At 70.9% G+C, this 13,418-nt stretch carries 7 protein-coding genes and 2 pseudogenes; 4 read left to right on the top strand and 5 right to left on the bottom strand.

Going from position 1 to position 13,418, the window contains the following annotated elements:
- Positions 1 to 43: 43 nt before the first annotated feature.
- Positions 44 to 1,837, top strand: coding sequence for a TIM barrel protein (locus ABZS97_RS17420; protein ID WP_356138605.1), 1,794 nt, complete (start codon positions 44 to 46; stop codon positions 1,835 to 1,837).
- A 6-nt stretch (positions 1,838 to 1,843) separates the two neighbouring features.
- On the opposite strand, the gene ABZS97_RS17415 is transcribed toward ABZS97_RS17420, so the two are convergent.
- Positions 1,844 to 3,307, bottom strand: a complete 1,464-nt coding sequence (locus tag ABZS97_RS17415) for a membrane-associated oxidoreductase (protein WP_356138603.1) — start codon at positions 3,305 to 3,307, stop codon at positions 1,844 to 1,846.
- 83 nt (positions 3,308 to 3,390) lie between these two features.
- A pseudogene (locus ABZS97_RS17410) lies at positions 3,391 to 5,514 on the bottom strand (TIM-barrel domain-containing protein); the annotation flags it as partial.
- 729 nt (positions 5,515 to 6,243) lie between these two features.
- On the opposite strand from ABZS97_RS17410, the gene ABZS97_RS17405 reads away from it, so the two are divergent.
- Positions 6,244 to 7,380, top strand: a complete 1,137-nt coding sequence (locus ABZS97_RS17405; protein ID WP_356138601.1) for an acetolactate synthase large subunit — start codon at positions 6,244 to 6,246, stop codon at positions 7,378 to 7,380.
- Positions 7,302 to 7,796, top strand: coding sequence for a thiamine pyrophosphate-dependent enzyme (locus ABZS97_RS17400; RefSeq protein ID WP_356138599.1), 495 nt, complete (start codon positions 7,302 to 7,304; stop codon positions 7,794 to 7,796). Before ABZS97_RS17405 ends, ABZS97_RS17400 begins: the two co-directional genes overlap by 79 nt.
- A gap of 155 nt (positions 7,797 to 7,951) precedes the next feature.
- On the opposite strand, the gene ABZS97_RS17395 is transcribed toward ABZS97_RS17400, so the two are convergent.
- Positions 7,952 to 10,828 (bottom strand): peroxidase family protein, encoded by a 2,877-nt coding sequence (locus tag ABZS97_RS17395; RefSeq protein WP_356138597.1) that lies wholly within the window; start codon positions 10,826 to 10,828, stop codon positions 7,952 to 7,954.
- Between the two features lie 297 nt (positions 10,829 to 11,125).
- Between ABZS97_RS17395 and ABZS97_RS17390 the strand changes: the two genes are divergently transcribed.
- Complete coding sequence (locus tag ABZS97_RS17390) at positions 11,126 to 12,499, top strand: lipase family protein (RefSeq protein WP_356138595.1); 1,374 nt, start codon at positions 11,126 to 11,128, stop codon at positions 12,497 to 12,499.
- Positions 12,500 to 12,540: 41 nt separating this feature from the next.
- Here the strand turns inward: ABZS97_RS17390 and ABZS97_RS17385 are convergent, their stop codons facing one another.
- Together ABZS97_RS17385 and ABZS97_RS17380 are read right to left on the bottom strand one after the other, a co-directional pair.
- On the bottom strand, positions 12,541 to 13,143 hold the full coding sequence (locus ABZS97_RS17385; protein WP_356138593.1) for a histidine phosphatase family protein: 603 nt from the start codon (positions 13,141 to 13,143) through the stop codon (positions 12,541 to 12,543).
- Between the two features lie 5 nt (positions 13,144 to 13,148).
- Positions 13,149 to 13,418, bottom strand: a pseudogene (locus ABZS97_RS17380) (6-phosphogluconate dehydrogenase); the annotation flags it as partial.

Below are 13,418 nucleotides of genomic sequence, written 5' to 3'. Positions count from 1 at the left end.
GGCAGGCCTCGAATCGGCTTTCGCAGCAGAGAGAGGTACCGACGTGCGTACGTCCATCGCCACCGTCTCGCTCAGTGGATCCCTGACCGAGAAGCTCACGGCCGCGGCACGGGCCGGCTTCGACGGCGTCGAGATCTTCGAGAACGATCTGCTCGCCGGCCCCCTCACGCCCGAGGACATCCGCGCCCGCACCGCCGACCTCGGTCTGACCATCGACCTCTACCAGCCGATGCGCGACATCGAGGCCGTCCCCGAGGCCACCTTCGCCCGCAACCTGCGGCGCGCGCGGCACAAGTTCGAGCTGATGGGACGCCTCGGCGCCGACACCGTCCTCGTCTGCTCCAGCGTTTCGCCGCTCGCCGTCGACGACGATGCCCTGGCCGCTGGGCAACTGCGCCAACTGGCCGAACTGGCCCAGGACTTCGGCATCCGCATCGCTTACGAGGCGCTCGCCTGGGGGCGTCATGTGAGCACGTACGACCATGCGTGGAGCATCGTCGAGGCAGCGGACCATCCCGCGCTCGGCACCTGTCTGGACAGCTTCCACATCCTCGCGCGCGGCTCGGACCCCAAGGGCATCGAGGACATCCCCGGCGAGAAGATCTTCTTCCTGCAGCTGGCCGACGCCCCCCTGATGGCGATGGACGTCCTCCAGTGGAGCCGCCACCACCGCTGCTTCCCCGGTCAGGGCGGCTTCGACCTCGCCGGGCTCCTCGGGCACGTGGTGCGCGCCGGATATCGGGGACCGCTCTCCCTGGAGGTCTTCAACGACGTCTTCCGGCAGGCCGAGGCCGGCCCGACCGCCGTCGACGCCCGGCGCTCCCTCCTCGTGCTCCAGGAGGAGACAGGGCTCGCCGCGCTGCCCGCTCCCGTCGTGCCCACCGGGGTCGCCTTCGCCGAACTCGTCACCCCCGACGTCGAACCCGTCTCCGCGCTTCTCGGCGCCCTCGGGTTCACCCGCACCGCCCGCCATCGCAGCAAGCCGGTCGACCTGTGGCAGCAGGGCGAGGCGCGCATCCTCCTCAACACCGGGCCCGCCGCCCCGCGCGACGGCACCGCTCTCGCCGCCGTCGGCCTGGAGTCACCCGACCCCGCGGGCGCGGCCCGCCGCGCCGAGTCCCTGCTCGCTCCGGTCCTGCCCCGGCGCCGCGCCCCCGAGGACGCGCCGCTCGACGCGGTGGCCGCGCCCGACGGCACCGAGCTCTTCTTCTGCGCCGCTGAACATCCCGAACTCCCCGGCTGGACAGGCGACTTCGAGTCGGTGACACCCCGGCCGGACCGGCATGCCACCGTGCACCGCATCGACCACCTGGCGCTCACCCAGCCCTGGCACCAGTTCGACGAGGCCGCCCTCTTCCACCACAGCGTGCTCGGGCTGAGCGCCCAGGAGAGCGTGGACGTCGCCGACCCGTACGGCCTGCACCGCAGCCGCGCAGTCACCAACGTCGACGGCAGTGTCCGCATCGCCCTCGGCGTCGGCCCGGCCCCCACCGACGACGGTGCCCGCGCCCAGCACATCGCCCTCGCCACGCACGACGTGGTCGCCGCCGCCCGCAGTTTCCGTGCGTCCGGCGGCCGCCTCCTGCCGGTGCCCGCGAACTACTACGACGACCTCGCCGCCCGTTTCGAGTTCGCCGACGGCGAGTTGGAGACATACCGCGACCTCGGCATCCTCTACGACCGCGACACGGACGGCGAGTTCCGCCACTGCTATACGCAGACCGTGGGCCGGCTCTTCTTCGAACTCGTCCAGCGGGACGGCGGCTACCGCGGCTACGGAGCGCAGAACGCGCCGGTGCGGCTGGCCGCCCAGCACGCGCAACGGCCCCGCCGCTGAGGGGACTTACTGGCGGCTGACGGCGCGGGTGACACCGGCCACGATCGTCGAGGCCAGGACCCAGCCCGTGATGATCAGGACGTACGAGAGTCCCTGGTACCAGCCGTCCGGCGAGAAGGCGTGCTCCTGGCCGAAGTCGATGATCGGCAACAGCAGGTCGAGGGTGTAGAAGACGGGGCTGAAGTCCGGGGCCTCGTCCGCCTTGACCGGGGGCGGGTGGTGCAGTCCGTACGCGATCGACCCGACCGCGAGCAGGGACAGCAGCCAGACGGCCGCACGCAGCGGGCGGAAGCCGTAGCCGACGGTGGCGTCCTGGAGGTGGCCCCAGGCACGGGCGTACCAGGTCAGGGTGGCGCGGTGGCGGCGCTGCTTGGCCAGTTGCACCTTGCGGGCCGCGTCGTCGTCGCCGATCCTGCGGTAGGCGGCGGTCAACTGCTCGTAGGAGTACGGGAGATATCCGTCCCCGTCGCGCTCCAGCATGGGCAGGCGGCGTTCGGCGGGGCCGAGCGGGAGCAGCGAGGTGTAGGTGAGGCTGTTGAGCAGCACCACGCGCGGCAGCATCTCCGGCTCCAGGAACAGGACGTCGATCTGGGAGCGCCGCAGGTTGAGCATGCCGTCCACGGCAGGGCCCATACGCAGCCACAGCTCACCGATCGTGCAACTGCTGGCTCGAAGTGCCGTGTTCCCGGTGTTCGACAGCCGTGTGTAGGACAGGTCGAGGCGTCCGGCGACACGGGCACCGCGCAACTCGACCCTGCCCTGAACGCTCACCTTCCGCAGGAGGACATCGAGCCCCGCGTTGAGTGTCGAAGCATCGAGGGCGGTGCCGCCTGGGTGATGGAACTCCGCTTCCACCAGGTTCACGGAGCCGGTGATCCCGGCTCCGTTGAGCCGCACCTCGCCTTGTGCCCGCAACCCCGGGGCCCACAAGTCGTCGCCGATCACCGCCTGGTTGAGCTGGAGCACGGGTTCCGACGTGCCCGGCGCGGTGAACGTGGCCCGGTCCATGAACAGAGCCCCGGCTATCTGGGTGCCCCCGAGCCGTACGGGGCCCCGCATCAGGCAGTCCGTCATCCGCAGTACGCCGTCGATCCGGGCGCTGCCGAAGTTGAGGGCCGGCAGTACGGAGCCGCTCAGGTTGAGTTGGCGCAGCCGTGAACCGTAGAAATTGGGAGCCTCGTGGAAGAAGCAGTGACTCAGCCGGATGGGGCTGTCGATCACCGCGTACATCAGGTTCAGATCTCCGGAGATCCGGGCGCCCGCGACCTTGAGCCCCGCGATCTCCCCGTCCTCCCGCGGTGTGCCGAGGAGAATGGCCTTCAACACCGCGGCACGCACGGTCCGTTCCGGTCCCCAGCCGTCGCCCGTCGCCACGTCCTCGTCGGGGGACTCGCGGAAGTCCACGGACTCGCTCCGTGGGTAGGCTTCCCACACGCGTCGCTCGGCCGGCGTCAACTCGTTGATCTCCATCACGCCGGACTCTGGCCCGGCGGCGCGCGGGCTGTCAACCAGTGGGGGCGGGCAGCCGAGCGGCCCGCCCCCACCAGGCGCTACCGCATGAGCCGCAGGCTGAACGCCCGGTCGAGACCCAGGCTCGGTGTCCTGACCGTCGTGACCCTGCTGTCCGCGTCGTAGGACCACGCAGAGCTCGGCAGGGGTCGCCCGTCGAGGAGCACTCGACGGGGTGCCGTCGCGCCGTGCACGGTGAAGCCGTACGACCGCTCGGCGGGCTTGCCCTGGTAACTGCCCTTGCTCGCCCCCACGTTCACCTCCGTGGCGGTCGGGGAGGTGTGCACGCTCACCCGCTGGGTCGCCGACGCGCCCGTCGCGAACCGCCGGGTCAGGCCGTCGTCCTCGTACAGGGTGTAGTCGCTGTCGCCCTGCGGGTACAGGTCCCAGTCCAGCTCGTGGCGGTCACGTGTCTGCCAACTGGTCGTCCCCTTGGGCCACATGGGGACGATCGCTCCGGACCTCACGAAGAGGGGGAGGGTGTCTAGCGGGGCGTGGTAGCCGTTGACCGTCGTCGGGCCGGTGTAGGTGCGGCCCGTCCAGTAGTCGGTCCAGGTGCCCTTCGGGAGGTAGATGCCGTCACGGGTGTCGGAGTCCTGGTACACGGGGGCGACGAGGAAGTCGGAGCCCGTGAGAAACTCGTACTTCGCTTGCGCACCAAGGGTGTTCGGGTCGTCCGGGTACTCCAGCCACAGCGGGCGCACCGCGCCGACCCCGGTCTTCGCCGCCTCGGCGGACAGGGTGTACATGTACGGCAGCAGCCGTTCCTTGAGCTGGAGGTACTTGCGGTTGATGGCGGTGTACGGCTCGCCGTCCAGCCAGGGCTGCTGGTCGGCGGGCCTGCCCGTGGTGATGTCGGAGGCCCAGCCGTCCATCGTCATGATGGCCGGCAGGAACGCCTTCCACTGGAGGTCACGGGCGTACATCTTGGGGTCGTGGCGGTAGATCGAGCCCACGTCGCCGGTGTTGTAGGCGATGCCGGACATGGTGGCTCCGGCGTACGTCGGGATCTGCCAGCGGATGTAGTCCCACGACAGTTTCTGGTCGCCGCTCCACAGGACGCCGCAGCGCTGGGCGCCCGCCCAGGACACCGGCAGCCAGACGAATCCGCGTGCGTCGCTGTTGTCCTCGATGCCCGCCTTGGCCTTGTCGCAGGCGTCGAGCGCGAACTTGTAGCCGTTGCCGACCCAGGCCACGTCCAGCTTGGCCACGCGCTGGCCGGCCTTCACCTGGTCGGCGAGCTTGTCGATGCCGTCCTGGGTCCACAGGCCGAGCTGGGCGTGGTGGTCCTGGAGGCCCTTGGCGGTCTGTTCCAGGTTCTCGTAGCCGCAGCCGTAGCCGTCGTTGACGAGCATCCAGCCGAGCGGCATGTCGTGCTCGGTGTAGCCGTCGGCGATCTTCAGCGCGTCGAGGGTGTGCCGTTCGCCGCGGTTGGCGTTGTGCAGGTAGCAGTCGGAGTCACCCGGTTCGAGGCCGTACACCGGCGGCATGAACGGCTTGCCCACCAGTGCGGTGTACTTGCCGATCACCTTCTTCGCGTCGCCGGTGAAGTAGTACGCGTCCAGCCGCCGTTCCTGCTGACCGGTCCGCACCGGTGCGCCGAAGTCGTACACGCCGGGCGCGAAGGTGTTGCGGAAGACGCCGTAGCCCGCGCTGGAGAGGTAGAAGGGCTGCGAGTTGTTGTAACCGCCCTCGTTCCAGTTGAAGTTGTTCGCCACGTACATGGTCCGGTCCCGGTGCGAGAAGCTGCCGTTCTGCTCGCCGCCGCCGAAGAACTGCTCGTCCGCGCCGCGCGCCAGGCTCTGCCGCATACCGTTGGTGGACCAGCGCAGGGGCTTGTCCTCCTGCCAGACCGGTGTGCGGTTGTCCGCCCGGTAGAGGCCGAAGCGCAGCGGCTTCTTGTACACGCGCAGCACCGCGCCGGGGGAGCGGATTCCGTAGTAGGCGCCCGCGTCGAAGGACGTCGTGTGCGTCTGCGGCGCGGGCTGCCCGTGGACGATCGCCGTGCCCGCCGGATCGGTGAAGGAGCCGGACGGATCGGCCTGGAGCCGTAGTTGACCATCCGTCAGGAAGTCGGCCCTGGCCTTGAGCTGCCCGGCCGTGATCGTGTAGCTGCCGTCCTTGCCGGCGAAGGACGTCAGGTCGCCCGCGTCGGTGGTCTGCGGCAGATACACCTTCCCCGTGTACGCGTTGTCGTGCACGTCGTACGGCACCACCAGCACGTGGTAGGTCCCCGACGCCCGCGGGATCACCGTGGCCTCCGGGTCGGCGGTTCCCGCGCTGTCGGCGACCTGCTTGCCGGCGGCGTCGTAGACGTACAGGTCGAAGTCGTCGGTGGGGGTCTGCCACTCGATCGAGATCGGTACGCCGCCCTCGGGATTGTCCGCCCAATACCCCTGCGGTACCGAGACGTTCACGTCGAAGCGGTCGCAGACCTTGTTCTCCGGATCGTCGGCCGCCGACGGACAGCTCTCGGTGCCGCCCAGCGTGCCCTTCGCGTACTGGGGGCTCTGCCAGGTGACGCTCTGGTGAGTGTCGTCGAGGACGGCGCTCGGCGGGGTCGCCGCGAGGGCCGGCCGGGCCGGGGCGCTGAGCACGGTCACGGCCAGGGCGGTCGCCAGCCCCGCCATGGCCCAGGAACGGTGTCGGAGTCTTCGCACGGTACGCATCTCCACTCAAACCGGCAGTGTGGTGTTTGCAAGTGCTCGAAATGGCGTCGGATCGTGCACGTTCAATCAGGAAGAGTGGCCGTGCGCGCAGGTTCATGTCAATGGATCTCGACCGGAAAACCCGTCCGGCTGTCCGAAATCCCGGCTGACGCCCCTTCCCGAACCCGTGAGACTGGCAGCCCGAGCGCAGCCGAAGAGCACAGCAACCGAGCGCAGAGGCGGACCGTCATGCCCAACGGAGCGCAGATCCTCGTCGAAGGCCTCGTGGACGCGGGCGTCGACGTGTGCTTCGCCAACCCCGGCACCTCCGAGATGCACTTCGTGTCCGCACTCGACGGCGCGCCACGGCTGCGGCCCGTGCTCTGCCTCTTCGAGGGCGTGGCCACCGGCGCCGCCGACGGCTACGGGCGTATGGCGGAGAAACCCGCCTGTACCCTGCTGCACCTCGGCCCAGGACTCGCGGGCGGCCTGCCCAACCTGCACAACGCGCGCCGCGCACGCACCCCCGTCCTCAACATCGTCGGCGACCACGCCCTGCACCACAAACGCCTCGACGCGCCCCTGGAGTCCGACATCACCGCCCTCGCACGCACGGTCTCCGGCTGGACCCGGCGCACCTGTCGTGCCGGTGACCTGGCGGGCGACCTCGCGGAGGCGGTGGCCGCCGCGTACGGCCTGCCGGGCTGCGTGTCCACGCTGGTGGTTCCCGCCGACGTCTCCTGGTCGGAGGCCGGCAAGGGCGGGGCCGGGCCGATCGCACCGCGCACCGGAGCCGTGTCCCCGGACGCGGTGAGCGGGGCCGCCCAGGCGCTGCGCTCCCGGGAGCCCGCCGCCCTTCTCCTCGGCGGCGCGGCCACCCGCGGCGCCGGGCTGACGGCCGCCGCCCGCGTCGCCGCGGCCACCGGCGCCCGGCTCCTGTGCGAGACCTTCCCGGCCCGCCTGGAGCGCGGCGCCGGACTGCCGCCGGTCGAACGGCTCGCCTATCGCGGATCCGACGCCGTCGCCCAACTCTCCGGCGTACGGCACCTGTTGCTGGCCGGCGCCGCCGAACCGGTCTCCTTCTTCGCCTACCCCGGGCAGCCGAGCCGACTGGTGCCAGACGGCTGCGCGGTGCGGTCGCTGGCAGCCGGATCGGAGGACGTGACGGCCGCGCTGGAGGCGCTGGCGGCGGCGTACGACGCCCTCACCCCGATCCCGCAGGCGCCGATCAGGCCCGGGCTGCCTACCGGTGCGCTCACCGCCGAGTCCGCGGCCGCGCGATCGGCGCGCTGCTTCCCGAAGGAGCAGTGGTCGTCGACGAGGCGAACACCTCCGGGCTGTGGCTGCCCGGCGCCACCGCGGGCGCACCACCGCACGACTGGCTGACCCTCACCGGCGGCGCCATCGGGCAGGGCCTGCCCGCGGCCGTCGGCGCTGCCCTCGCCGCACCGGACAGGCCGGTGCTCGCGCTGGAGGCGGACGGCAGCGCGATGTACACGATCCAGGCGCTGTGGACCATGGCCCGTGAGGAACTCGACGTCACCGTCGTCCTGTTCGACAACCGCGCGTACTCGGTCCTCAACCTGGAGCTGCAGTCCGTCGGCGCCGCATCCGGCGGGACACGCGCCGGCGAACTGCTGGACCTGTCCCAGCCCGACCTGGACTTCGTCGGCATCGCCCGCGGTCTCGGTGTACCGGCCGAACAGGCCACCACAGCCGAGGAGTTCAACCACCTGCTGGGCCGGGCTCTCGCCGAGCCCGGCCCCTACCTCATCGACTGCCTGGTGCCGCCGCTGTTCTGACCGTGCCGGCCCTGTCGATCCCAGAGCTCGGCGCGTGCCTGCGGTGCGCGCCCGTCCGGCCGTTGAGGCTGACCCGGTGCGTACCGCGGCGCCACAGGGTCTCCAGAAGGGGACGCGTCAGCAGGTCGTCAAGACCGGAGCTGCCTGACGGGTCGTCAACTCACGTCATCCGAGCCTCCATTGGTGCTCGGCCGCACCGTCCGCCACGGCGCGAAGGCGCTCGCACCGCGCGGCAGCAGGGCCGCGAGCTCCGGGCAGTGCCGCAGAACGACCGAGTTCATGCCGCCCTTCTCGACCCAGTCGATCCCGAGCGGGGTGTAGACCTCTGGCCGGTAGTCGACGGTCAGGAAGCGGTCGCTCTGCAGCCGGCGGCTGGCCATCAGGATGAAGATGCGGAATGCGGTGTCGCTGAAGCCGAAGCCGGTCGGCGGGTTCTCCGCGAACAGCCCGACCACGGTGTCGATCTCGTCGACCGAGCCGTAGACCTCCTTGAGCCGGGCGACCGTCTCCGCGTTCTCGGTCAACTCCTCGAAGGACCGGATGCGCTGCTTGTGCAGGCCTTCGCGGAAGTCGTTGTAGCGCGGGACACCACGCCGCCTGGTCCGTACGAGGTCAACGACCGACAGGTCGATGATCTCGCCGTCGCGCTCGAAGTGCTGGAGCGAGCGCGGGTAGTTGTGCAGGGTGATCGCTCCAGGGTGGGCGATGCCGAACGAATAGAGCGTGTTGGCGAGGCCCGTCTTGCGGATCTGTGCCTCCGCCGCGCCGCCCTGGATGTCCAGGAAGCCGACGGTCTCGGTGCGCTGCCCGAAGTGGTGCTCGCGCAGTTCGAAGTCGTCCGGGATCAGCGGGTGCATCCGGTAGACGGTGACGAAGTCCTCGGTCAGTGAGTACGGCGCGGCCTGGTGGTCCGGCAGCGTCTTCGGGATGCCGGTCAGCGAGTGGGCGTCGAGGAGCCACAGCCCCAGCTTGTTGATCCAGTTCTGTGGCGGGCCCTGCCAGTTGGTGTGCAGTCCGATGTCGATGGCCTCGGTGGCGAGGATCGCCGGGGTCCACTCCACCGTGTGGATCTTCGCGATGAGGGCGGACACGACCAGCCGGGCCGTGTGGTAGATCCGCTCCTCGCTCATCGACGGGTACTCCTCGCGCAGCGCGCCGCAGACGGCGTTGTGCTCGCGCGCGAACAGCGAGTGCATCGCGCTCAGGCCCATCCACCAGCTGTCGTTGAAGCCGGTGAGCGGAATGCCGTTCTGGCCGCCGGGCAGGAAGCCGTCCTCCAGCCGGAGTCGGGCGCCGCCGTCCGGCTCCCGCAGGAACCGCGCGGTCTGCTCGTCCTCGCCGTACACCTCGGAACCGTCCCACCAGTGCGAGGCGGTGTTGCCGAAGAGGATCGGCGGGCGGTCGCCGGGCAGTTCGATGCCCTCGTTCTCGGCGAAGCGCATCACGTTCTCGGCGGGGCCGCCGGGTGTGTTGTGCCACTGGCCGCTGCCCGGGGGCAGGGGCACCTCGACGCTGCGCTCACCGGGCTTGTGGCGGCGGTGGTTGACCCAGTCGTGCACCTGGAACTGGATCCAGGCGGCCGCCAGAACATTGAGGGAGCTCGCGGGCACGAAGCTCTCGCGGTACAGGAGCTGGCGGCTGACCGTCACCGGGCTGGGTGTGTCGAAGAGGTCGGGACGGTACTGCGGCTTCAGGTTGCGTCCGAAGGCCGCGCCGACGGCGCCCATCCCCGGGTCGGACAGGTCGTTGTACGTCCCGTCGAAGGAGCGTTCCGAGCGCAGCCGCTCCGGGACGGGCTCCGGCACCGGCTGGGCCTTCGGCGGCGCCTCGCGCGGTTCGGTGTCGATCAGGTTCAGCCGGCGCAGCACCTTGCGCAGGAACACCAGGTTCAGCAGGCTCAGCTGCAACGGCAGCCTGTGCCAGGGCACATAGCGGTTCAGCAGCGTGAGAGCGGCGCCCACCGGCGGGCCCAGCAGCCGGTTCTGCACCGGCTCCTGGGTGACGAAGCGCAGCCCGAGCCGGTGCGCGCTGCCCGCCTGGTAGCCGGCCTTGCGCGCCCGGTTGATGTTGCCGAGCGGGCGGAAGTCCTCCGTCGTGTACCAGGGGTTGAAGGTGAGGTCCTCGATCCGCCGGGCGACCGCGCGGGCGTCCGCCGAGTCCAGGTCCTGGACGGGCAGGGTGAGCCGGGCGATCGGCACCGCGGGGGCGACGCCGTCCTGCCACTCCACCGAGGCGTCCTCGACGGGCGTACGCCGTTCGTCCACGAAGCGCTGCACGCACAGGTCGTAGGACACATCCGCCTTGGCCAGCCGCCGGGCCATCTCGTGGTGCAGGAACTCCGGGTCCTTGCGATCCTGCGCGGGCGCCACCGGGGTGCCGGGCGTCGGGCGGAGCAGATAGCGCACGGGGCCGGCCTCGCCCCACAGGATCGCGCCGCGGCTCCAGAAGGTCTCGTTGGCAAGGGAGTTGACGGTGTGCCGGGTCGCGGCCTGCACATTGCGGCGCATCCGGGTCGCGGTGCCGAGGCCCACGGCCAGCGGCAGTTTCACCAGGAGCCCGAAGGCCTTCTGGAGCGGGCTGCTCGCGCCCGCCATCGCCTTGGCGAAGGCGACGAACTCCCGCGCGTTGCGGGCGTGCGAGACCGGATAGCTGGTTGCGAGGAGGTCGTGGCTCTCGCCGTCCGACACCTGCACGCGCACCGCCGCACCACGCAGATCGGGCGAGCCGTCGCCCTGCCGGATGCCGCTCGCGTTGGACAGCCGTACCGTCGCCGGATACTCCGCGCCCGGCTGCGCGAACCCCACCCGCAGGGCCGCGGGCAGATCGTCGTGGAAGCGCAGCCGCGCGTTCTCCACGCCCACCGGCGCCTTGGCGTGGAAGGCTCGGCTGACCCCGCCGCCCCCGGCCCGCCGGTTCTTGACCTGCACCTCCATCAGTTCGCGGGCGAGCCGATCGAAGACCAGCCGCTCCGCCTCGGGGCTGCCGCCTTCATACCGCTCGTACTGCTGTTCGTGCTGCCCGGTCTCGGCCATCGGTCGTTTCCTTCGTACGGATGCGTACGGGACAGGGGGCAGCACGCTAGTCGGCGCCCCGGAACGCGGACAGCGGTGGTTCCCGCCGATGTGCGCACCCTCCGCGCGTTCCACGGACAACCCTGCGCACAGCGGCATGCGGGCACGTCAACGCGGGGTTGGAACATCCGTTGCGATCCGGCGTGCGCCCCGCGAGCGACCCCGCTCCACAGGAGCCCCATCCGGCTGCCGGCGGACTGGCCGGGGAGCGCCGGGTGCGGGCCGCGACGCCGGTTGACGGTGGCATCAGGTGGTGGTGTGCTCACCACCCGCCGCCGCGTGCCGCCGGCGGCGTCCGCGATGATCCGGGGGAGGACGATCATGCGGGACGACCAGTCCGCCAAGGGGCCGAGCTTCGCCGAGCTGCGCCCGTACAAGCACGACACCGATGCCGAGCCGGACCGGAGCGGCTTCCCGGTCCATCCCGACCTGGTGGAACGGCTGCTCCAGGACAAGGACCAGCCCGACCCCGACGGCATCGTGCCGCACACCCTCGCGACCTGCGCCGCCTACTCGTACGCGGGATTCGCGCAGCGCGGAGACCCGGGCACCATGGCCATGATCATGTCGCGGCTGGGCCTGGAGGAGAACCACTGCCAGGTGTTCGAGCAGCGCGTGGACGCCATGTACATCGCCTCGGCCGCCTACCTCGTCCAGGACAGGGACCGCCGGGTGGCGATCCTCTGCTACCGCGGCACCCAGCCCGAAGACATCATCAGCATCCTGACCGACGCCGACGTACGGCCGGAGATGCTCTCCGTGGAACTGAACAACCGGCGCTACGACGTCCACGCCGGCTTCTACCGCAACATCCGCGCCACCCGCCATCTGGTCGTCGAGGCGCTGCGCCGGGCGCTGCGCGGCGAGTCGGTCGTCCCCGGCGTGGAGGGCACACGCGGGGACGGCCTGGAGGCGCTCTACATCACCGGACACAGCCTGGGCGGCGCGATGGCCGCGCTGATGGGCGTGGTCCTCACCCACGAACCGCGCTACCGGCCCATCGCCGAGAAGCTCAGGGCCGTCTACACCTTCGGACAACCCATGGTGGGCGGACCGGAGTTCGCCCAGGCCTGCGAGGAGGCGGTCGTCCCGCACGGCGGGCATCTGCTCCGGGACCGGATGCTCCGCTACATCTTCGACCGTGACGTCGTCCCGGCGCTGCCCCCGCGGCCGGTCGGCCCCTACGCGCCGTTCGGCCGGGAGTTCCACTACCGCAGGCCGCGCGGCCCGATGGACGCCTCCTTGACCTTCGCCGCCGACCTGGCGATCGAGGCGGTCTCGCTCCCCGGCGATCTGCTGCGCACCCTGATGAACAACCCGATACGCCAACCCGGCGCCCGTCTGGGCGAGTTGACACTGCGTACGGCCGAGGGGGTACGGCGGTCGGTGGGCCCGCTGCTGCGGACCCGGCAGCACGGCTGGAGCGAGAACACCGAACCGGGCCTGCACTACCCCCAGATGGACAGCCTCGCGGGGCTCGCCGTGGTGGCCCCGCTGGCCTTCTTCGCCACCCGGCTCGCGCTCACCCGCACCATCCCGTTCAAGTACTCCTTCGACGACCACGGCCCGGGCCACTACGTCAACGCACTTGCTCCACCAGGGGTGTTGAGCGAGTTCGGTGACGTGCTGTAGCCCGGGCCGAAGGCCGCGGTGCCCGCTGCGGACCGGGGAACCTACACGGAGGTCCCCGAGGCGTTCCACTGGGCGATCACCGGGCGGCCGTGCTCGGTGGAGAGCCGGCTGACCGTGCCCGTCGCGAGCTGGAACAGGCGTCCGTCGCCCGCGGGGAGCCCGAGACGGCGGGCCGCCAGCACCCGCAGGAAGTGGGCGTGGGCCACCAGGACCACGTCACCGCTGCGGTTGCCGAGCGCCGCGTCCACGCACGACAGCACGCGGTCGGCGCGCAGCCCCACCTCCTCGGGCGACTCACCCGGGTGGCCCTCCGGGCCCGGCGGCACGCCGTCGGTCCACAGGTACCAGTCGGGGCGGGTGCGATGGATCTCGCGCGTCGTCACGCCCTCGTAGCCGCCGTAGTCCCATTCGTGCAGGTCGGGGTGGATCACGGAGTCGGCCAGACCGGCGAGTTCCGCGGTGCGCACGGCCCGTTCGAGGGGGCTGGTCAGCACACGGGCGAAGGTCTGCCCGGCGAGCAGCGGGGCCAGGGACTTGGCCTGCTGCTCGCCGTGATGGGTGAGGGGCAGGTCGGTCCAGCTGGTGTGCTGTCCCGACACGCTCCACTCCGTCTCACCGTGGCGGACCAGGAGGAGGTCGCCCATGGCCGTTACTTCGCCGACTCGACGGCGTGGCCGCCGAACTGGTTGCGCAGTGCCGCGATCATCTTCATCTGCGGCGAGTCGTCCTGGCGGGATGCGAAGCGCGCGAACAGCGACGCGGTGATCGCGGGCAGCGGCACGGCGTTGTCGATGGCCGCCTCCACGGTCCAGCGGCCCTCACCGGAGTCCTCGGCGAAGCCGCGCAGCTTGTCGAGGTGCTCGTCGTCGTCCAGGGCGTTGACCGCGAGGTCGAGCAGCCAGGAACGGATGACGGTGCC

The organism is Streptomyces sp. NPDC005485, assembly GCF_040606085.1.
Classification (GTDB): domain Bacteria; phylum Actinomycetota; class Actinomycetes; order Streptomycetales; family Streptomycetaceae; genus Streptomyces.
Note: the sequence above shows the minus strand (reverse complement) of the source record. Positions and strands in the feature narration are given on the sequence as shown.

What these genes read in the sequence shown, in the direction of transcription:
- ABZS97_RS17415 (WP_356138603.1), bottom strand. Translation starts at nt 3,307, where the DNA reads ATGGAGATCAACGAGTTGACGCCGGCCGAGCGACGCGTGTGGGAAGCC.
- ABZS97_RS17385 (WP_356138593.1), bottom strand. Translation starts at nt 13,143, where the DNA reads ATGGGCGACCTCCTCCTGGTCCGCCACGGTGAGACGGAGTGGAGCGTG.
- ABZS97_RS17405 (WP_356138601.1), top strand. Translation starts at nt 6,244, where the DNA reads ATGCCCAACGGAGCGCAGATCCTCGTCGAAGGCCTCGTGGACGCGGGC.
- ABZS97_RS17395 (WP_356138597.1), bottom strand. Translation starts at nt 10,828, where the DNA reads ATGGCCGAGACCGGGCAGCACGAACAGCAGTACGAGCGGTATGAAGGC.